The organism is Pseudomonas sp. FP597, assembly GCF_030687435.1.
GTDB classification, from domain to species: domain Bacteria; phylum Pseudomonadota; class Gammaproteobacteria; order Pseudomonadales; family Pseudomonadaceae; genus Aquipseudomonas; species Aquipseudomonas lactucae.
This window is the reverse complement of record NZ_CP117432.1, coordinates 4,058,727-4,077,897: the sequence shown is the minus strand read 5'-3', so window position 1 is coordinate 4,077,897 and position 19,171 is coordinate 4,058,727. Positions and strand designations below refer to the sequence as shown.

Below are 19,171 nucleotides of genomic sequence, written 5' to 3'. Positions count from 1 at the left end.
CGTGGTTATTCGTCACTTACTACGGCCTCGGCTGACTTCTGCAGGTTCATCCCGTCGCCTCTCGACGCCCGGTAGCACAGTGGCAAACCTACAGATCTCCCAGGGTAATTCGCGCGACCTTCCTGCTTATGCCTGTCGGATCTACGTCGTAGCGTTCCGTGCAAGTATTGGGCTTTAACGATTTGCGCCGTCTTACCCCGCTACGCCGCCTCTATCCGCTTCCTGTTCGTCAGGCCAGCATTTTGCCTCGGGCTTCCTTCAGATTCGCAGTCACCCGCGACACCCTTGCCTCTGGCTAACACTTCCCCTTGCCGGGTGTGTAGAGGACTTTCACCTCCAAGTCACCAGCGTGGCCACCACAGCCAAGCTGGTTGCGCTTACGCGCAACGCGCCATGCCTGGCGCACGCAAAAAAAGCCCGCTGGGGCGGCGGGCTTGATATGCAACATTTGTAACGGATGAGGCTTCACCTTACGGATGGGGATGTGAATAAAGCGTGAAAAATATGTAAGAGAAAGTGTGAATTACACGGTGTCTCTTATTTGCGCGTGCATAAGGCATTTTTTCGGCGGATACCATCCGTCAGCACTGTCAATTCTGACAGGTACCACGTCTCTCCATTTGTTGTTTGATCAGCTCTGGCGCGTGCTTTGTTCGCATGCGGTTCAACACGGAGCTCAATCATGTCAACTCACCCCACCGATGCCGCACCTGAGTCAATCAAGCAGGCTGCCAGCCACGTTGTTGTTGGCAGGCCTCAGCCCGTAGTAAGAAAGCCCGCCGAGCCAAAGGAATCGGCCACCCAGCCCGGTGTCATGATTCTGGAAGACTTGGATTCTCCCTATACATCCCCGCTCCAGGTCGTGCCTGTGGAAGGTGCGAATTACGGCCTGGGCATTCGTCATCTTGAAGAAGGGCTGGATTTCGTCTTTGAACGCTGGTCGAGGCCCGTCAGTGTCGGCGACGAGTACCGATTGCGGATGAACGACGTCATTGTCGCCAACGACTTCGTGAAGGTTGGCGAAGAGGGTAATCAACGTTTCTATCTGAATGTTCCCCGAACCACCGTTGAGTTGGGTTTCGTCCATGATGTGTACGGTGAAGTCTTGAGAGTCGGTTCGGTAAATCCGAGCACCTCTGTTCCTCAAGTGGTATTTATCAAAGACACCCGTCCAGGTGGGGCTGATGATCGTCCTCATGAGCATTGGCACTCCAAGCTGATTCTGACGTTGTCAGATACGCTGATTGGCGCTGGTATGGATGTCACCGCCACGATCAAGGAATGGGAGCACATGCGGGTTAACGATCTGGTGATGTTCTCTTGGGGCCCAGAGCGGTTTGACGTGCCACCGATCACCGACGATCAGGTCGGCAAGGACCTGACTTTTACGATTGACAAAACGTTCATAGAGAAGGTCGGCAGCGGCAGTTATGTCGTGCAGTTCTACCTGTACGACGAGGTGCGAAATCGTTCCGGTGAGGTGGAGCCCTGGTGTAAACCGGTGCCGGTTCAGGTGGACCTGGACCTGAGGTTGCTGCAGCGACCGATCATCGTTGAAGCCGATGAGGCCACCGGGGTACTGGACGCTGATGCACTGGGGCAGGACCCTGCGACGGTGTTGGTGGAGGTGCCGTTCAGGAGCCCTAATTTCGCTGTGGGAGACTCTATTCTGCTTACCGTTTCCGGTACCACGCCGGACGGGAAATTTGTCAGTGAGTCGTTAGAGCTGCCAGTGGACAAGATCCCGAAATACTACGAATTTCCCGTCCGCAACGAATTGGTCAGGTCGCTGATCCAGAGCACGCTGACCGCTTTTTATGTGCGGCGAAGAACCAATGCGAATGACCTGCCCTCCAGAAAAAACACCGTGCAGGTCGGCGGCACGCGTTACGAATTGCCACGGCCGCTGGTGCGCGAAGCGAAGGGGCCATTCATTGAACCGGACTTGACGCGCATTACCGTGGAAATGCCGGACTACCAACCGCCAGGCAGTACGGCGGACCTGCTGACGGTCAACATTCTGGGGTTTCATCCGGATAATACTCAGGAACTGGTCAGTTCACGGAAGCTGGCCGGTTTACATGTACGCACCCGAGACTTTCTGAATGCCGAATACATGCGCTTTGATGGGCTGCGTGATACCAATGTCCATTACATCGTCACCGGCGCGACCGGCATCCGGGAGTCGGATCGCCGATACGTACAGATAGGGCGCCCGTCCCAAACCTTGATGCCGCCGATTATCCATGAAGCGATCAATGGCAATGTCGACCCAGCCACTGTCGGCAGTGTGGGCACCCTTGAGCTGCGTGCGCAGTTTCAGGCAGGGGACAAGCTGACCGTGCATTACCTGGGGTCTCTCAGCGGGAAGCAGGAATTCTATTACGACCTGTTCGTGGCGGCCGATAAGCTGCTGATAGACATTCCTCTTGAATTGTTTACCGACAATCTGGACGGAACGCTTACCGTGCTTTTCTGGATTGATCGTTACGGTGTCTTTGAATATTCCCAGGACCTGGTGGTGACGGTCGGCACCGCGCTGGGCGAATTGTTCCCGCCGCGGGTGTTGCAAGCCACTCAGGATCCGGATGAGCTGGACCCGGCGCTGGCCTGGCCGGGAGGGGCGACCGTCCGGGTCCGCTATGAACACATAAAAATTCGCGACAAAGTCGAGGTGTTCTGGACGGGGCTTCCAGGGCTTGGCACCCACAGTGAAATCAAGGAGGACCAGGTCGGAGACTTTATCGACTTTACGATCCCGACCGACGTCATTGGCTTTAACATCCATCCGGACGGCCGTGATGTTGAAGTGTCTTTCAACGTGATTCGCAACGGTTTCTCAACCCCATCACCGGTACTGGTCCTGCGCTTGCTGACCTTGTCAGACCTGCCTGGCCCATTGATCGACAGTATCGGCGACAACGCGGTGCTCGAAATTCCATTGCTTGAGGATTTCGACGAAACCCGCGTCGCTCCCTGGATGTATGCAGACAAGGGGCAGCGCATGTGGTTGCATTATCAGGGCACGCGCAACACTGGGGGCCCTTACGATAATTATGTGTACAGGGGCCGCGAGATTGACGACAGCGAGGTCACCAACGGCATCACCAGTGAAACGCCGGTCCTCGCGTTGCGTAACCTGGAAGATTTTTCTGATTTGTCTATCAGTTTTCTGACCACGTTCGACCACAGTGGCGACCTTCTCAACGCCGTGCCGTTTAATGTCCGTCATCATATCGTCCAGAAGGAAAAAAACACTTACCCGCATCCGGAAATCAAAGATTCCACGCCAGCCACCGGACCTGAGGTGTCGATCGACCCGCTGGTAGTGGAGAACAAATGCCAGGTGCTGGTCAGTTATCCCAATATGAATGCCGGAGGCACCGACAAGATAGAGTTACGCTGGATTCGTCCTGATGGCTCCATGCCCTACATCGCTCCTCAGGACGGCCTTGATGGCGGGACGGTGACCTTCAATATCAACAACGATATTCTGGCCTCCAGCGTGAACAGCACCATCACCCTGCAATACCGGGTGGAGTTGGGCAGGGGCGGAACGGCCTGTTCCGAAGAGCAAACGGTGAAGGTCGGTACGATTGCCGCAGCCAATTTGCCGAGGGCGCTGATCAATAACATCGCCAATGGCGGCACGCTCAACCCGCCAAACCTGACCGCCAATGCAAATGTCTCCGCGCAGAAATGGCGCTTGAGCATGAAGGGGCAACGCGTCTGGCTGAGAGTGTCCAGCCCGGGTCTCGCGACTCAGGTTTTGCTGGATGCGCACGCGTTGACGCCCGTTGAACAGGCTAATGGTCTGGCAAACATACAGCTCTCGCGTGCGTGGTTACTGGGTGTGCCCAATAACGGCAGTGTCACGGTTTCGCTGAAGGTGACATTTGACGGAAGCGAGGACGAGGCCCGAGCGATCAGTTTCCCCAGCACCGTATATACCGTACGGCTGACCAGCCCGTTGGTCTTTGATACGAGCGCCGTCTCCCTGAATGGACGTACTTACCTAATACCTGGAAATCCGAATGTCTTGCCGGCGTTTCACTCCGGTAACTCTATTCGCCGAACGGCATCCGGAGGCACACCGGATTACAGCTACTCTTCGAGTAACACTGGCGTTGCAGTCGTGGACAGCAGTGGGTATGTCACGGTGAGAGGCAACGGGGCGGCGATGATTACCGTACGCGACTCCTCTGTACCGGCGCAAACGAGGAGCTATTACGTGTATGTCGGCGGTGTCGTGCTGTGTTATGGCCTCGGGGCGGGATCCAAAACCGACATTAATGCGAGGGCTGCAAGTCAAGGCTTGCGCGTGGCTTCCCTGGGTGAGTTGCGCGAGTTAAGCGCTGCTTACGGTTCCAGGTGGCCGATGGGTAACGGGCAATATTGGTCCAGTACCTGGTCCCATAACTTCCTGTTTTTCGATTACTGGTGGACGAGAAATATCAATACGGGAGGGGAGGCTGTCTACAAGCAGTGGATAGGTAATAGCTCACTCTTGGGGGTTGGGTTCAGATAAAGGCATCATTCGCCAATGAACGGGACAACCTGTTGTTTAAGAAGGCTGTCCCGTTTTTTTACGTATGTATTCAGATCCTCCAGTACTTGGACGTCTTGACCAGCCTCTGGCGCATGCCTTCGGTGTTTTCCTTCAATTGCTGGGTCAGCAGTCGATACCCATCCAGCGTATCGCTGATGGGCGCTGCTAGCGCCAACTGAGGCGGCGGCATTTCACTGGTGCGCTCAAGACGCTCTGTCACCCCCGACTTCAACGCCCGCGCCATTCCCACCAACTGCACCCGAATCTGCCGATGCTCGGCCTTCAACATCACCTGCATGCGCGCCATCGCCTGCGCATCGCGCGGGTCCGGGCGGGTATTGCCGAGAATTTCCAGGGTACTGATGCACAGGCGCAAGTGCCGTTGGATCGCGTCCAGTTCGGTCATGGAGATCCGCACTTCCTTGGACACCGAAGGCATCAGCGAGCGCAGTTGCACCATCGCGGCATTCAGCCGGTTGAGCAGCTTGAGGTGTTCGTCGTCGGTAACCGACTGGCCGCTGATGATGCGGCTGTAGATCGCCGCGCAGTCACGCAAGGCGCTGGCCAGGTTGTAGCGCCACGAGTACACGGCGTACAGCGGCAGGGCGAAGGAAAACGCCAGGGCCAGCACGATGCCGATCAGGATATCCACGGTGCGCCACAAGCCATCCGAGATCGGATTGTCACCGTGGCCGGCGACGATAAACACCGTGATCGCCGACAGCAGCGCGATGTAGCCGCCCTTGCCGATGGCGTGATAGGAAAAGAACCCGCAGACCACCGACATCAACAAATAGGTCAGCAGGGGCAGGCCGAAGTAGGCCTGCTGCACCACCAGCAACAAACCGACACTGGCGCCGATCAAGGTGCCGTAGGCGCGCTCCACGGCCTTTTTGCCGATATTGCCGTGGTGCTGCAAGCCGCCGATGACGATCAGCATGGTCACCGAAGCCCATTCGCCATGGGGCAGGTTGATGCCGGTGGTCAGCAGGATCGTCGCCAGCAAGCCGATGGACACGCGCACGGCGTGGATCAGCTTGGCATGGCGATAGCGGCGGTACGGGTCGAGCAGCGGGCGCAACAGGCGCCTGGCGAAGAGTGGCAGATTCATCAGTACTAAAGTGGCCTCGGTTCAGGAGATGTACACAATCCAAATGTGGGAGGCATTGTGCTTAGAAGATGTAATCGGTGGTCAAAAAGCTCGAATCGCGGTTGCGCAGAATCTCGCTGACCAGTGCCTTGTTGCTCTCCTGGAACTTGGTCGCTACCAGTGTGCGGATCGAGAACACGCGCAGCGCGTCATGCACCGACAGCGTACCCTCGGCCGAGTTCTTGCGCCCGTTGAACGGGAAGGTATCCGGCCCGCGCTGGCACTGGGCGTTGATATTGATGCGGCCGACCTGGTTGGCGAAGGTATCCACCAGGCGCCCGACTTCCACGGCGTTGGTGCCGAAAATACTCAGCTGCTGGCCGAAATCCGAGTCGAGCACGTAATCGATCACCGTCTCCAGGTCACGGTAGGGCACGATCGGCACCACCGGACCGAATTGCTCCTCATGGTACACACGCATCCGCGGGTTCACCGGGTACAGCACCGCCGGGTAGAAGAACGAGCCCCGGCTGCTGCCGCCGTCGGCATTGACCACCTTGGCGCCATGCCGCGCCGCATCGGCCACCAGCTCGTTGAGGTAATCGACCTTGCCCACCTCCGGCAACGGCGTCAGTGCCACACCGTCCTCCCAAGGCATGCCGGGCTTGAGCGACGCCAGCTTGGCGTTGAATTTCTCGATAAAAGGGGCGACCACATCCTCGTGCACAAACAGGATCTTCAACGCGGTGCAGCGCTGGCCATTGAAGGACAGCGAGCCGGTGAGCGCTTCGCTGACAGCATTGTCCAGGTCCACCTCGGGCAATACGATGCCGGGGTTTTTCGCATCCAGGCCCAGCGCGGCGCGCAAGCGGTGCGGCTTGGGGTGCAGCTTTTTCAGGTCGCTGGCGGCCTTGTTGGTGCCAATGAACGCAAAGATATCGATCTTGCCGCTGGCCATCAGTGCGCTGACGGTTTCGCGACCGCTGCCGTAGATCACGTTGATCACCCCGGCCGGGAAGCTGTCGCGAAACGCCTCCAGCAAGGGGCGAATCAGCAGCACGCCGAGCTTGGCCGGCTTGAACACCACGGTGTTGCCCATGATCAGCGCCGGGATCAGCGTGGTGAACGTTTCGTTGAGCGGGTAGTTGTAAGGGCCCATGCACAGTGCCACGCCCAGCGGCACGCGGCGGATCTGGCCGAGGGTGTCCTGTTCCAGCTCGAAGCGGCTGCTGCGACGGTCCAGTTCCTTGAGGGCGTTGATGGTGTCGGTGATGTAGTCGCAGGTGCGGTCGAATTCTTTCTGCGAGTCCTTGAGGTTCTTGCCGATCTCCCACATCAGCAGCTTGACCACCGCGTCGCGTTGTTCGCGCATGCGCCGTAGGAACGCTTCGACGTGCTGGATGCGCTCGACCACGCGCAGGGTCGGCCAGGCGCCCTGGCCACGGTTGTAGGCACGCACGGCGGCGTCAAGGGCGGTGAGGGCGGTGTCGGCATCCAGCAGCGGCGTGCTGCCGATCACCACGCGCTGGTCACCCAGTTGCACCGGGCTCTGCACCTGGGCCAATGGGCCGTTCCAGACCTGCAACTGCCCATCGACCAGGTAATCACATTGTTCAATCGGGGCTTCGAGGCGAAATTGCTCGGGAATATCGGCCTCGACGGTGGGAAACAGCTGGGCGAGCAGGTTACTGGTGGTCATGTCGCTACCCCTGAAATAGTTGCAAAACATGACTAAAGAGTCACCCATCCCAGTGCTCTATGGCAAGGCTTGCGCGCTTTCTCCTACGCACGGTGGCGTGCGCCGGGTAAACTGCGCGCCTTTCTTGAAGGAGTTCACATGAGTCAGTACCAGCCGGGCATTCTTGCCGCACCGGTGCCTTTGCAGGCACGCCATCTGTTTTTTGCCGTGGATACGCTGGCAGCCGTGCCCGCTGCGCTGGACGCGCTGGTACAGATGACGGATTCGTCGGCGGTGGTCGGTTTGGGTGAGCCGCTGGTACACGCCCTGGGCGCGCACATTGACGGCCTGCGCGCCTTCCCGGCGCTCAGCGCTCCGGGCGCCCATAACCCGTCGACCCAGCAGGCGCTGTGGGTGTGGTTGCATGGCGTGGATCGCGGTGAACTGCTGTTGCGCAGCCGCGCCGTGGAAAAGGTCCTGGCCCCGGCGTTTCGCCTGGTGCAGTCGACCGAAGGCTTCCGCTACAAGACCGGTTTTGACCTCACCGACTACGAAGACGGCACCGAAAACCCCCACGACGACGCCGCCGTCGAGGCCGCCACCACCGACAGCGGCGCCAGCTTCGCCGCGATCCAGCAGTGGCAGCACGACCTGGATGGCTTCGCCGCGTTGCCCGCCCAGGAGCGCGACCACATCATCGGTCGCCGCCATGGCGACAACGAAGAGCTGGAAGACGCCCCCGAATCCGCACATACCAAACGCACCGCGCAGGAGAGTTTCACGCCCGAAGCCTTCGTGGTGCGCCGCTCCATGCCGTGGGCCGAGAACGGTCAGGCGGGCTTGATGTTCCTCGCTTTCGGCCATTCCTTCGATGCGTTCGAAGCGCAACTGCGCCGTATGAGTGGGCTGGAAGACGGGATTGTGGATGGCTTGTATCGCATCAGTACGCCGCTGACCGGGGGGTACTACTGGTGTCCGCCGGTCATCGAGGGGCGTCTGGACCTCAGTGCCCTGGCAAATATGAAATTGTCGTCAGCCGGATGATCGCCGGCTGAAATAAATCTGCGTTGGCCTTAATCTGGCGGCCTTTTCACCCGAGCGGATTACTCATGTCTTCAGTTGCCGATGGGCTGCCCCTCAGTAAACGCCTGCCTGCGGTGATCGCGATTTCCCTGGGGATCGGCATGGCGACCCTGGACACGGCCATCGTCAACACCGCATTGCCGACCCTGGCCGAGGGCATTGGCACCGATTCGGCCTCGGTGATCTGGGTGGTCAATGCCTACCAGCTGGCGATCATCGCCACGGTGCTGCCGTTCGCCTCGCTGAGCGATGTGTGGGGGCATCGGCGTGTGTACCTCGGCGGGTTGCTGCTGTTTATCGTCTCGTCGCTGTTGTGCGGGCTGGCCGGTTCGCTGGTCACGCTCACCGCCGCCCGTGTGGCGCAGGGATTGGGTGCGGCGGCGATCATGAGCGTGAATACGGCGTTGCTGCGGCATATCTACCCGTCGAAGATGCTCGGGCGTGGGCTGGGCTATAACTCGCTGGTGGTGGGGCTGGCCTTTACGCTGGGGCCGACGGCGGCGTCGGCGATTCTGTCGGTGGCGACCTGGCACTGGCTGTACCTGATCAATGTGCCGCTGGGGCTGTTGGCCCTGGCGCTGGGCCTGCGCTCATTGCCGACCCTGCCGATGACCGGGCATGCGTTTGACCGCCTGGCCGCCTTGCTGTGTGCCGGGCTGTTCGCCCTGCTGGTGCTGGGCCTGGGCACGGCAGTGCACGGCGCCCAAGGCCTGCTGACGCTGGGCCTGGTCTTCGTCGCCCTGGTGTGCGGTGCGTTGTTGCTGCGCCGCCAGGCCGGACACCCGGCACCGATGCTGGCCCTGGACCTGTTCAAGCGCCCGGTGTTTGCGTTGTCGTCCGTGACCGCGATCTGCGCCTTCAGTGCCCAGGGCCTGGCCTTTGTGTCGTTGCCCTTCCTGTTACAGGCGCGGCTGGGCCATAGCCAGGTGGAAACCGGTTTTCTGATGACGCCCTGGCCGGCGGTGGTCGCCGTGATGGCGCTGGTTGCCGGACGCCTGGCGGACCGCGTGTCCCTGGGTTTGCTGTGTGGCCTCGGTTTGTTGATGCTCAGTGTGGGCATGGCCGCGTTGGCGACATTGGACGCGGGTGCATCAACGTTCGATATCGGCTGGCGCATGGCCTTGTGCGGTGCCGGTTTCGGTTTCTTTCAGTCCCCCAATTTAAAGGCCTTGATGACCAGCGCACCGTTGGCGCGCAGCGGTGGTGCCAGTGGCATTGTGGCCATATCGCGGTTGTTGGGGCAGACGCTGGGGGCGTCGCTGGTCGCGTTGTGTTTCCACTTGTCGATGAGCAGCGGTCCGCATGCAGCGCTGTGGCTGGGCTGTATGTTTGCACTGGTGGGCAGTGTGGCCAGCGGTTTGCGTTTGCTGCCCTACGGGAAAAAGTCGTGATGGGACGTTGTAAAATCGGGCGCGGAAGGGCTACCGTGGCGACCTGAATATTTCGGGATGTTTCAGATTTATGACGAGCCAGGCCCAACGCACCGCCGACACCACCTCGCGCCGTGCCGCGCTGACCCTGGCGCTGTGCCTGCCCAGCGACGTGCTGCTTTATCTGCTGTTGCCCATGGAATCCCAGGCATTCGGCATCACCTTGGCCCAGGCCGGGGTATTGCTGGCGGCCAACCGGCTGGTGCGGATTTTCGGCTACCGGCATGTGCTCAATTTCTACGCGCGCAACGGCGACCGCCTGACCTGCATGATCGCTGCCGGCGCTGCGACGCTGTGCGCCCTGGGCAACTCGATGCTGTCTGGGTTCGCGGCGCTGTTGGGGCTGCGGCTGGTGTGGGGGCTGTGTTTCGCCGCATTGAACCTGTCCACCCAAGTCCTGGCCACCGCCGAGCCCGCCGGTGCCGCGCGCCGCGCCGGGCGTTCTCGGGCCCTGATCGCCTGGGGCCCGATGCTCGCGTTACCCCTGGGCGGCTGGCTGACGTTGTGGGCCGGGCCGCGTCCGATCTTTCTGATTTTGGCCGGTTGCTGTCTGGCGGGCTTGTGGGTCGCGCGCGGATTGCCGTCGGTCGGCCATGATTTGCACGGCACGCCGGGGCGGCGTTTCAAGTGGCCCGACAGTGTGGCGATGTGGTCGTTTATCGAAGGCGTGGCCTTGGATGGGCTGTTTATTTTTGGCCTGTCGATTCAGGCGCAGAAGCTGCTCGGGGGTGATGCGGTGCTGATTGCCGGCGGCTTGATGGCGCTGCGTTATGTCTCGGAAATGCTGTTGAGCCCACTGGGCGGTCACGCCGCGCAACGCTTTGGTGCCACCTCGATGCTGCTGCTGTTTTCGTTCCTGAGTGCTGTGGCCCTGACGGCCTTCGGCAGCTACTGGGTGATCGTCGGTGCGGCCGCGGTACTGGTGCTGCGCGCGCTGCAGCTGCCGCTGGTGACTACCCTGGTTGCCGAACGCAACCCAGGCTCGATGCGCGTATCGGCGCTGGCGTCGAATGCGGTATGGCGTGATATCGGTGCCGGCCTTGGCCCCTTGCTGGCGGGCCTGCTGTTGCCGGTGGCCTCGGCGCCCCTGGTATTTGGCGTGGCGGGGGCGGCGATTGCGGTGAGTGCGCTGTTCTGCTGGCGCGTTCGATGACTTACGCGCCTTTAAGGCCTTCCAGCCAGGCGGGGTCAAAGCGGGTTTGCTGCGTGTCGATCCCTTGCGCCTGCAGCTGTTCCTTGTGCGCCTGCATTTCTCCCTGCAGTTGCCCCTGTGCGCTGGAGTTGGCGTCCAGTTCGTGCATCTGCGTCAGCCCCAGGTGATAAAAGCGCAGCACCTTCATTGCGCCAGGGTCATTCGCCCGCACTCGCTCAGTGACCTTGTGCATCACATTTGTCACGCGCATCAGGTTGCGCTTGAGCTGCCAGCCATACACCGCCGCCGCCAGCCAGGGTTGCGTCCAGAAGGGGCCGCGCACCAGGGCGACGGTGATCAACGCCCCGGCGAACACACCGCCGACGTTGAAGCGAACATTGTCGCCGCCGGGCGAACCGAACAGCAGTACCGCCAGGCTTGAAAGCAACATGGCCAGGGCCAGAAACAGCACGGCCACGATCAGCGTGCTGCGCCGGGTCTGCTGGCGGTAGGTGATGGGGTCGCAGGGTTTGAGCTCGAACATCCGGGTAACGTCTCCAGGAGATGGCGGGGTGGCATCATCGCACGCTTGGGCAAACAAGTTGAACGATGGTGGTGGTGGCTTTCTCTAAAACCCTGTAGGCCGCCAACCCCCGTGAGGTGAACCATCATGCCCGAGTATAAACAACCGCCGCCCGGTACTCCGAACCCCAACCGCACACCCGGCGAAGAAGAGCGCGACAACGACGCGTTGCGTCCCAATGACCCGGCTGATCGCAACGAAGATGACGACGTGGATCGGGTCGAGCAGGACCTGGAAAACCTTCACGACAAAGCCCGTCCGCTTTAGCAGAGGCCATCGACATGAATCATTCGCCTAAAGGCCCGACGTCCAGCGAGCATGCCAGCGCCAAGGACGAGCTGGGTTTCGACCCGGACTCACCGGATGTTGCCGACCCGCAGGTCGACCCCATCGGCCCCGCCATTGCGCCGTTGGACAAAGACAAAAAACAGCAGACAGAAAAAAAGCCGCCCTACGATCCGTTGGGCGACTTGAAGAAGAAGTAGTGCGGGCCCCGCCATCGAGCGGGGCCTTGGTTTATTTGGGCGGCGTCCAGCTGACGTCGGTAATGCCGAACTTTTCCGCCCAGGGACGGGTGGTTTTCTTGACCTGCTCGTGGCCGACGCGGCCGATACGGCTGACATGGGCAATATCGGCATCGACCGCCGCCCAATGCCAGGCTTCGGCGTTGTTCATCACATCGGCGCGTACTACAAAGGACTTGGCCTTGCCGTGCAACTGATAGTGAATGGTGTAGATTTTAGCGGTACTCATGGTGCCTCCCTGTCTTGTTATAAGTGGATAGGGATGCGTTCTAAAAGGTTCATTCAAAATGACAACCTGCCCACCGAGCGGCATAGTGACGCCTTCGCCACGCGCTCAAGGATCGCGCCATGTCCCGGTTGACCCATAGCCATCTCTATCTGCAACGCCTGGGTTACGCTTGCGCGCCAGCGCCTACGCTGCAAACCCTGCAGGCGCTGCAACTGCGCCACGTGTGCACGTTCCCCTTCGAAAACCTGTCGACGCTGCTGCGCCTGCCGGTGCCGATCGACCTGCCCAGCGTCGAGCAAAAGGTCTTGTTCGACGGGCGCGGAGGCTATTGTTATGAGTTGAACCAGATGTTCCTGGCGCTGTTGCAGGCGCTGGGTTTCGAAGCGCGCGGAATCACCGGGCGTGTGGTGATGGGAGGGCCGGCGGATGCCCACACGGCTCGCACCCATCGCCTGAGCCTGGTGACCGTGGACGGTGTGCGCTACATCACCGATGTGGGCTTTGGCGGCATGGTGCCCAGTAGTCCGCTGCGGCTGGACACGCAGGCGGCCCAGCCCACCGCCCATGAACCGTATCGTGTGACCGGCGACGGGCAGGGCAGTTATACGCTGTGGGCTCGGGTCACCGAAGAGTGGCGTGGCTTGTATGTGTTCGACCTGCAAGAGCAGGCCGATGTCGACTACGAAATCGGCAACTGGTACGTCTCGACACATCCGGGCTCGCCGTTCCTCGGCCAGTTGAAAGCCGCGCGATTGGCACCGGGGGTGCGCCATACCCTGAACAATGCCAATTACGCGATTCATTACCTCGACCGGCCGAGCGAGAAGCGTGTGTTGAAGAGTGCCGATGAACTGCTTGAGGTGCTTGGCGCGGTCTTTGGTATTCGCCCACCCCTTCATCCAACGCTCGACGCCACGTTGGAGGCCTTAGTCGCGGTTGAGGCGTAGACGCTTGGTCTAGAGCCCTGGCTGAACCGTTTTATCTCAACACAGGTACAAATTTTTTCGAACCTTTGGCGCAAACCCGCGCTCGAACCGGTTCCTGAATAATTTGCCACCTGACAAGGAGATGTAAACGATGTCCAAAGTATTCGGAAAATTCCTCAAGCGTTCCTCATTGCTGGCGCTGGTCGCCGCGCCGGCGGTGGTGTTCGCTGCACCGTCCACCGACCCGATTTCCACCTTCGGGCTCCTGGGCAGCTACAACGACTTCAAACTTGAAGGCGGTAGCGAAAGCGATAAGGATCATATGCCGCAGGCGGGCCTGTTCTATAACTTCGGCAACAAGCTCACCGCCGAATCAGGCTTCATCTACCAGGCCGGTATCGAAGCCAAGTACGGCAAGAAGAACGACAATAAACTCAAGGAAGGCCAGGCCGACCTCGACCTCGGCTGGCGTGCCGCGCTGGATGCACGCAACTTTGTCGACGTGATCGTGGGCGGCGGTTACAGCTGGACCCGTTACGAGCTGGACTCCAATGACAACGACCTGGAGCTCACCAACAAATCGCCATTCGCCAAGGCTGCCCTGGGATACAACCACCAGTTCGACGACATGACCCTGCGCGTCGAAGCCGGTGCCCGCCGTACCCTCGATGGCCGCACCAGAATCAAGGTCGATGGCTTGGGCAGCGACACCGTGGACCTCAAGGATCGCACCAACCCGTATGCCGAAGTCAGCCTGTTGATGAACCAGAAGGGCGATCTGCCGGTGATGGCGGGCCTGTATTACACGCGCACCGAGTACAAGCTGGATGCCGACTCGGAAGTGGCCGATAACACCCGCCTCAAGCGTGATGAATATGGGGTCAAGGTAGGTATTGCGTTCTAAGGTAGCGCGCTGAAAAAAACGCCCCGACGTGATTCGGGGCGTTTTTTTTGCGTGCGCCAGGCATGGCGCGTTGCGCGTAAGCGCAACCAGCTTGGCTGTGGTGGCCACGCTGGTGACTTGGAGGTGAAAGTCCTCTACACACCCGGCAAGGGGAAGTGTTAGCCAGAGGCAAGGGTGTCGCGGGTGACTGCGAATCTGAAGGAAGCCCGAGGCAAAATGCTGGCCTGACGAACAGGAAGCGGATAGAGGCGGCGTAGCGGGGTAAGACGGCGCAAATCGTTAAAGCCCAATACTTGCACGGAACGCTACGACGTAGATCCGACAGGCATAAGCAGGAAGGTCGCGCGAATTACCCTGGGAGATCTGTAGGTTTGCCACTGTGCTACCGGGCGTCGAGAGGCGACGGGATGAACCTGCAGAAGTCAGCCGAGGCCGTAGTAAGTGACGAATAACCACGTCATCAAGGGCTGAACAGGTTATGCCGCCGGTAGGCGTCAGAGTCTCGTTGAATACCGAAATGCAGAAATTTCTCCCAGAGAAAACTGTTACTCCGAGTTCCGGACAGTATCCGAGGATGACGGCTGACAGCGCAGAGGTATCGGCGGCGTCTGTGGCGCGGACGAAAGCGGAGCCGGACACGCTGATGGCGCGGGTGCTCGCACCCGTCAACCTCAAGCGTGCGTATCACCGTGTGGTCAGCAACAAGGGCGCGCCGGGTGCCGATGGCATGACGGTCGAGCAATTGGCGGACTACACGAATCAGTATTGGCCGATCCTCAAGGCTCGGTTGCTGGCCGGTGAGTATCACCCGCAAGGTGTACGCGCCGTTGAAATCCCCAAGCCCAAGGGAGGAACGCGACAGCTGGGCATTCCCAGTGTAGTGGACCGCCTGATCCAGCAGGCTTTGCTGCAACAGCTCACACCGATCTTCGACCCTCTGTTCTCGGATTACAGCTACGGCTTTCGTCCGGGCAGAAGCGCTCACCAAGCTATCGAAACAGCTCGCGCCCATGTGGCGGCGGGAACCGCTGGCGTGGAGCTTGATCTTGAGAAGTTCTTTGATCGAGTCAACCACGATGTATTGATGGCCTGCATCGAACGTCAAGTCGAAGACAAGCGAGTGCTCAGGCTGATCCGTCGCTACCTCGAGGCTGGAGTCATGTCGGGTGGGATCGCCAGCCGACGGCAGGAGGGGACGCCGCAAGGCGGTCCGCTCTCGCCGTTGTTGTCGAATATCCTGCTCAACGAACTCGACCGTGAACTGGAACGACGGGGCCACCGCTTTGTACGCTATGCCGACGACGCGAACATTTATGTGCGTAGTCGTCGCGCAGGCGAGCGTGTGCTGGCCGGGGTTGAACGCTTCCTGAATCAACACCTGAAATTGACGTTGAATCAGGAAAAGAGCCGTGTGGCACGGCCCTGGGCCTGTGACTACTTGGGTTATGGGATGAGCTGGCACCAACAGCCGAGACTAAGAGTGGCGACGATGAGCCTGGATCGCCTACGCGATCGGCTCAGAGCACTGCTGCGTAAAGCCCGGGGCCACAAGATGGCTAACGTCATTGAGCGGATCAACCCGGTGCTGCGTGGTTGGGCGGGTTACTTCAAGCTCAGCCAGAGCAGGAAACCACTCGAAGAATTGGACGGTTGGGTAAGACGTAAGCTTCGATGTGTCGTCTGGCGTCAATGGAAGCGGCCCTCTACGAGGGCGCGCAACCTGATGCGCCTGGGGATCCATGAAGGACGTGCTTGCACATCAGCGTTCAATGGCAGAGGTCCTTGGTGGAACTCGGGAGCGTCACATATGAATCAGGCGCTGCCGAAGAAACTGTGGAACCAGCTCGGACTGGTCTCGATACTCGATACGATCAACGGCTTATCCGCATGACCTGAACCGCCGTATACGGAACCGTACGTACGGTGGTGTGAGAGGACGGCGGATGTAAATCCGCCTCCTACTCGATCTGAAAGAGTGTTCCTCAGAATGCAAAAACGGCGCCCGAAGGCGCCGTTTTGTTTACTGCATCAGCTATTCAAACACCCAATACCGCGTGCTGCACCAGAGTGAGCAACGGCTGTGGGTACACACCCAGGAAGAACGCGAGCAGGGCGATGGCCAGCAGCATTACGCCACCGGCTTTCTGTTCCCAGTGCAGCTCGGCATCCACGCGGCGCAGGTTCGGCTCGATCAGGTACAGGGTGACCATCACGCGCAGGTAGTAGAACACGCCGATGGCGCTGCCCAGTACCAGCGATGCAACCAGCCACCATTCGTGGGCTTCGACACCGGTGGCGACGATGTAGAACTTGCCGATAAAGCCGGCCGTCAGCGGGATACCGGCCAGGGACAGCATCATCACGGTCAGCACGGCGGTCAGGTACGGACGGCGCCAGAACAGGCCACGGTATTCGTACAGGGCGTCGGCGTCACGGCCTTTGTAAGGCGAGGACATCAAGGTGATCACACCAAACGCGCCGAGGCTGGTGATCACGTAGGTCACCAGGTACACGCCGATGGCTTCCACGGCCAGGCCTTTGCTCGCCACCAGGGCGATCAGCAGGTAGCCAAAGTGGGCGATGGACGAATAACCCAGCAGACGCTTGAGGTTGTTCTGGGTCAGGGCCAGCAGGTTACCGAACAGGATCGACGCGATGGCGATCACGGTCAGCACGTTGCTCAGCACGCCGGTGTTGGCGGCGGGGGAGATCTGGAACAGACGAACCATCACCGCAAACACCGCAACCTTGGACGCCGTGGCCAGGAACGCGGCCACCGGCGCCGGGGCGCCTTCGTACACGTCCGGGGTCCACAGGTGGAACGGCACCAGCGACAGCTTGAACGCCAGGCCGATCAGCATCATCGCCAGGCCCAGTTGGGCGATCGGCGCAGGGCTGTTGGTAGCGGCCAGGGCATGGCCGATACCGGTGAAGCTCAGGCTGCCGGCTTCAGCATAGAGCAGGGCCATACCGAACAACAGGAACGCGGAACCGGCGGCCGACAGCACCATGTACTTGATGCCGGCTTCCAGCGAGCGCTTGTTGAAGAAGGCATAGGCCACTAGGCCGTAGGTCGGGATCGACAGCAGTTCCAAACCGATGAACAAGCCGGCCAGGTGCTGCGCGCTGACCAGCACGATACCGCCGGCCGCAGCCAGCAGGATCAGCAGGTACAGCTCTTCGCGGTTGCCCGGGTAGCCGGTGCCGCCTTCGCCGAGGTAAGCATGGGCGAGGGTGACGCAGGCCAGGGTCGCGACCAGGATCAGCGCGATGTACAGCAGCGCGAAGTCATCGACCATCATCAGCGGGGTCACCGCCAGTGGCGCGACCTTGAGGGCCGGGATGATCGACAGCAGGGCCAGGTTCAAACCGGCACAGGACAGCAGGAACGTTTGCGAGTGATTGCGGCGCCAGGCGATCGCCAGCATCACCACCACGATGGTGAGGCTGGTGATCAGCAGCGGCGCAAGCGCGATAAAGTGTTGGATCGTGAATTCCATAGCGCTCTTACCGGGCCGAAGCGAGTTGAGAGAAGGCGGTGCCGAACCACTGCTGCACGCCATGCATCGTTGCGGCAGAAGTGTCCAGGAACGGCTGCGGGTAGACGCCGATGTAGATCAGCAGTACCGCCAGGCCGAGCACCATGATCAGTTCGCGCGCATCCATCCCTTTCAGGACGGTGTCGGACTTGGCCGGGCCGAAGTAGGCGCGGTGGATCATGATCAGCGAGTAGACCGAACCGAATACCAGGCCGGATGTGGCGATGGCGCTGATCCACGGCGTCTGCACGAAGGTACCCATCAGGATCAGGAACTCGCCGATGAAGTTGCCGGTACCCGGCAAGCCCAGGGATGCAGCGGCGAAGAACAGGCTGATCGCCGGCAGGTACGCGATACGCGACCACACACCACCCATTTCACGCATGTCACGGGTGTGCAGGCGCTCGTACAGCTGACCACTCAGGATAAAGAGTGCGGCGGCCGAGACGCCGTGGGCCAACATCTGGATCACCGCACCTTGCAACGCCAACTGGCTACCGGAGTAGATGCCGATCAGTACGAAGCCCATGTGGGAAACGGACGAGAAGGCAATCAGACGCTTGATGTCGGTTTGGGCGAAGGCCAGGAACGCACCGTAGAAGATCCCGATCAGACCCAGGGTCATGGCGATCGGCGCGAATTCGGCCGAGGCATTCGGGAACAGCGGCAGGGCGAAACGCAGCAGGCCATAGGCCGCCGTCTTCAACAGGATACCGGCGAGGTCGACGGAACCGGCGGTCGGCGCCTGGGCGTGAGCATCCGGCAGCCAGGAGTGGAACGGCACCACCGGCAGCTTCACCGCGAAGGCGATGAAGAAGCCCAGCATGAGGATGTACTCGGTGGTCAGGGACATCTTGGTTTTCAACAGGTCGGCGTAGTTGAACGTAATCACGCCTGTGCTGTTGAAGTTGACCAGTACCAGACCCAGGATCGCCACCAACATGATCAGGCCGGAAGCCTGGGTGAAGATGAAGAACTTGGTCGCCGCGTAGATCCGGGTTTTCTTGCCGTCCGAAGAACTGTGACCCCAGAGCGCGATGAGGAAGTACATCGGCACCAGCATCATTTCCCAGAAGAAGAAGAACATGAACAGGTCGAGGGCGAGGAACACGCCGACAACGCCGCCCAGGATCCACATCAGGTTCAGGTGGAAGAAGCCCACGTGACGCTGAATCTCTTTCCAGGAGCAGAGTACCGAGAGGATACCCAGCAGGCCGGTCAGCAGGATCATCAACAGCGAGAGGCCGTCGAGGGCCAGGTGCACGTTGATGCCGAAACGCTGGATCCACACGTGCTTGAATTCAAGCGCGAAGGTCGGATCGACGCCCGGTGCCGGAGCGAATGAATAGTCACCATGGGCCCACAGCCAGAGGCCGAGCGCGAGTTCCAGGGACATGGTCAGCAACGCAATCCAGCGGGGGAGGGTGGCGCCGAAGCGTTCACCCATCCAGCAGAGCAGGCCGCCGATAAAGGGGATCAGGATTAGCCAGGGCAGAATCATGAC

General features: G+C 60.3%; 15 protein-coding genes. 9 read left to right on the top strand and 6 right to left on the bottom strand.

Going from position 1 to position 19,171, the window contains the following annotated elements:
* The first annotated feature begins 682 nt into the window (after nt 1-682).
* Entirely contained in the window at nt 683-4,528 is a 3,846-nt protein-coding gene (locus PSH66_RS18500; protein WP_305427414.1) for a hypothetical protein, read from the top strand.
* Between the two features lie 70 nt (nt 4,529-4,598).
* On the opposite strand, the gene PSH66_RS18495 is transcribed toward PSH66_RS18500, so the two are convergent.
* Nucleotides 4,599-5,660, bottom strand: coding sequence for an FUSC family protein (locus PSH66_RS18495; protein ID WP_305427413.1), 1,062 nt, complete (start codon nt 5,658-5,660; stop codon nt 4,599-4,601).
* Between the two features lie 61 nt (nt 5,661-5,721).
* Nucleotides 5,722-7,338, bottom strand: coding sequence for an NADP-dependent glyceraldehyde-3-phosphate dehydrogenase (locus tag PSH66_RS18490; RefSeq protein ID WP_305427412.1), 1,617 nt, complete (start codon nt 7,336-7,338; stop codon nt 5,722-5,724).
* Nucleotides 7,339-7,476: 138 nt separating this feature from the next.
* Between PSH66_RS18490 and PSH66_RS18485 the strand changes: the two genes are divergently transcribed.
* The 3 genes from PSH66_RS18485 (at nt 7,477) to PSH66_RS18475 (ending at nt 10,983) form a co-directional block, all read left to right on the top strand.
* Nucleotides 7,477-8,361: a Dyp-type peroxidase gene (locus PSH66_RS18485; protein WP_305427411.1), complete on the top strand. Its 885-nt coding sequence runs from the start codon at nt 7,477-7,479 to the stop codon at nt 8,359-8,361.
* A gap of 65 nt (nt 8,362-8,426) precedes the next feature.
* Nucleotides 8,427-9,791, top strand: coding sequence for an MFS transporter (locus tag PSH66_RS18480; protein ID WP_305427410.1), 1,365 nt, complete (start codon nt 8,427-8,429; stop codon nt 9,789-9,791).
* A 70-nt stretch (nt 9,792-9,861) separates the two neighbouring features.
* Nucleotides 9,862-10,983, top strand: a complete 1,122-nt coding sequence (locus tag PSH66_RS18475; RefSeq protein WP_305427409.1) for an MFS transporter — start codon at nt 9,862-9,864, stop codon at nt 10,981-10,983.
* A 1-nt stretch (nt 10,984) separates the two neighbouring features.
* On the opposite strand, the gene PSH66_RS18470 is transcribed toward PSH66_RS18475, so the two are convergent.
* On the bottom strand, nt 10,985-11,506 hold the full coding sequence (locus tag PSH66_RS18470; RefSeq protein ID WP_305427408.1) for a DUF3087 family protein: 522 nt from the start codon (nt 11,504-11,506) through the stop codon (nt 10,985-10,987).
* Between the two features lie 126 nt (nt 11,507-11,632).
* Here PSH66_RS18470 and PSH66_RS18465 point away from each other — a divergent pair, with 126 nt between their 5' ends.
* Complete coding sequence (locus PSH66_RS18465; protein ID WP_003174736.1) at nt 11,633-11,812, top strand: hypothetical protein; 180 nt, start codon at nt 11,633-11,635, stop codon at nt 11,810-11,812.
* A gap of 14 nt (nt 11,813-11,826) precedes the next feature.
* A complete protein-coding gene (locus tag PSH66_RS18460; protein ID WP_003174735.1) occupies nt 11,827-12,030 on the top strand; it encodes a DUF6021 family protein in 204 nt (67 codons plus the stop codon).
* Between the two features lie 31 nt (nt 12,031-12,061).
* On the opposite strand, the gene PSH66_RS18455 is transcribed toward PSH66_RS18460, so the two are convergent.
* Entirely contained in the window at nt 12,062-12,298 is a 237-nt protein-coding gene (locus PSH66_RS18455) for a DUF6555 family protein (RefSeq protein ID WP_003174734.1), read from the bottom strand.
* Between the two features lie 119 nt (nt 12,299-12,417).
* Between PSH66_RS18455 and PSH66_RS18450 the strand changes: the two genes are divergently transcribed.
* The 3 genes from PSH66_RS18450 to ltrA all read left to right on the top strand — a co-directional run bounded on the left by PSH66_RS18450 (nt 12,418) and on the right by ltrA (nt 16,019).
* A complete protein-coding gene (locus tag PSH66_RS18450) occupies nt 12,418-13,245 on the top strand; it encodes an arylamine N-acetyltransferase (protein ID WP_305427407.1) in 828 nt (275 codons plus the stop codon).
* Between the two features lie 130 nt (nt 13,246-13,375).
* Nucleotides 13,376-14,128 carry an outer membrane beta-barrel protein gene (locus PSH66_RS18445; protein ID WP_141064415.1) on the top strand — a complete coding sequence of 251 codons (753 nt, stop codon included), beginning with the start codon at nt 13,376-13,378 and terminating at the stop codon, nt 14,126-14,128.
* Nucleotides 14,129-14,606: 478 nt separating this feature from the next.
* Nucleotides 14,607-16,019: a group II intron reverse transcriptase/maturase gene (gene ltrA, locus PSH66_RS18440; RefSeq protein ID WP_305427406.1), complete on the top strand. Its 1,413-nt coding sequence runs from the start codon at nt 14,607-14,609 to the stop codon at nt 16,017-16,019.
* Nucleotides 16,020-16,164: 145 nt separating this feature from the next.
* Here the strand turns inward: ltrA and nuoN are convergent, their stop codons facing one another.
* Both nuoN and nuoM read right to left on the bottom strand, forming a co-directional pair.
* Nucleotides 16,165-17,628: an NADH-quinone oxidoreductase subunit NuoN gene (gene nuoN, locus PSH66_RS18435; RefSeq protein WP_003174731.1), complete on the bottom strand. Its 1,464-nt coding sequence runs from the start codon at nt 17,626-17,628 to the stop codon at nt 16,165-16,167.
* Nucleotides 17,629-17,635: 7 nt separating this feature from the next.
* On the bottom strand, nt 17,636-19,168 hold the full coding sequence (nuoM, locus tag PSH66_RS18430; RefSeq protein WP_305427405.1) for an NADH-quinone oxidoreductase subunit M: 1,533 nt from the start codon (nt 19,166-19,168) through the stop codon (nt 17,636-17,638).
* Nucleotides 19,169-19,171: the final 3 nt, after the last annotated feature.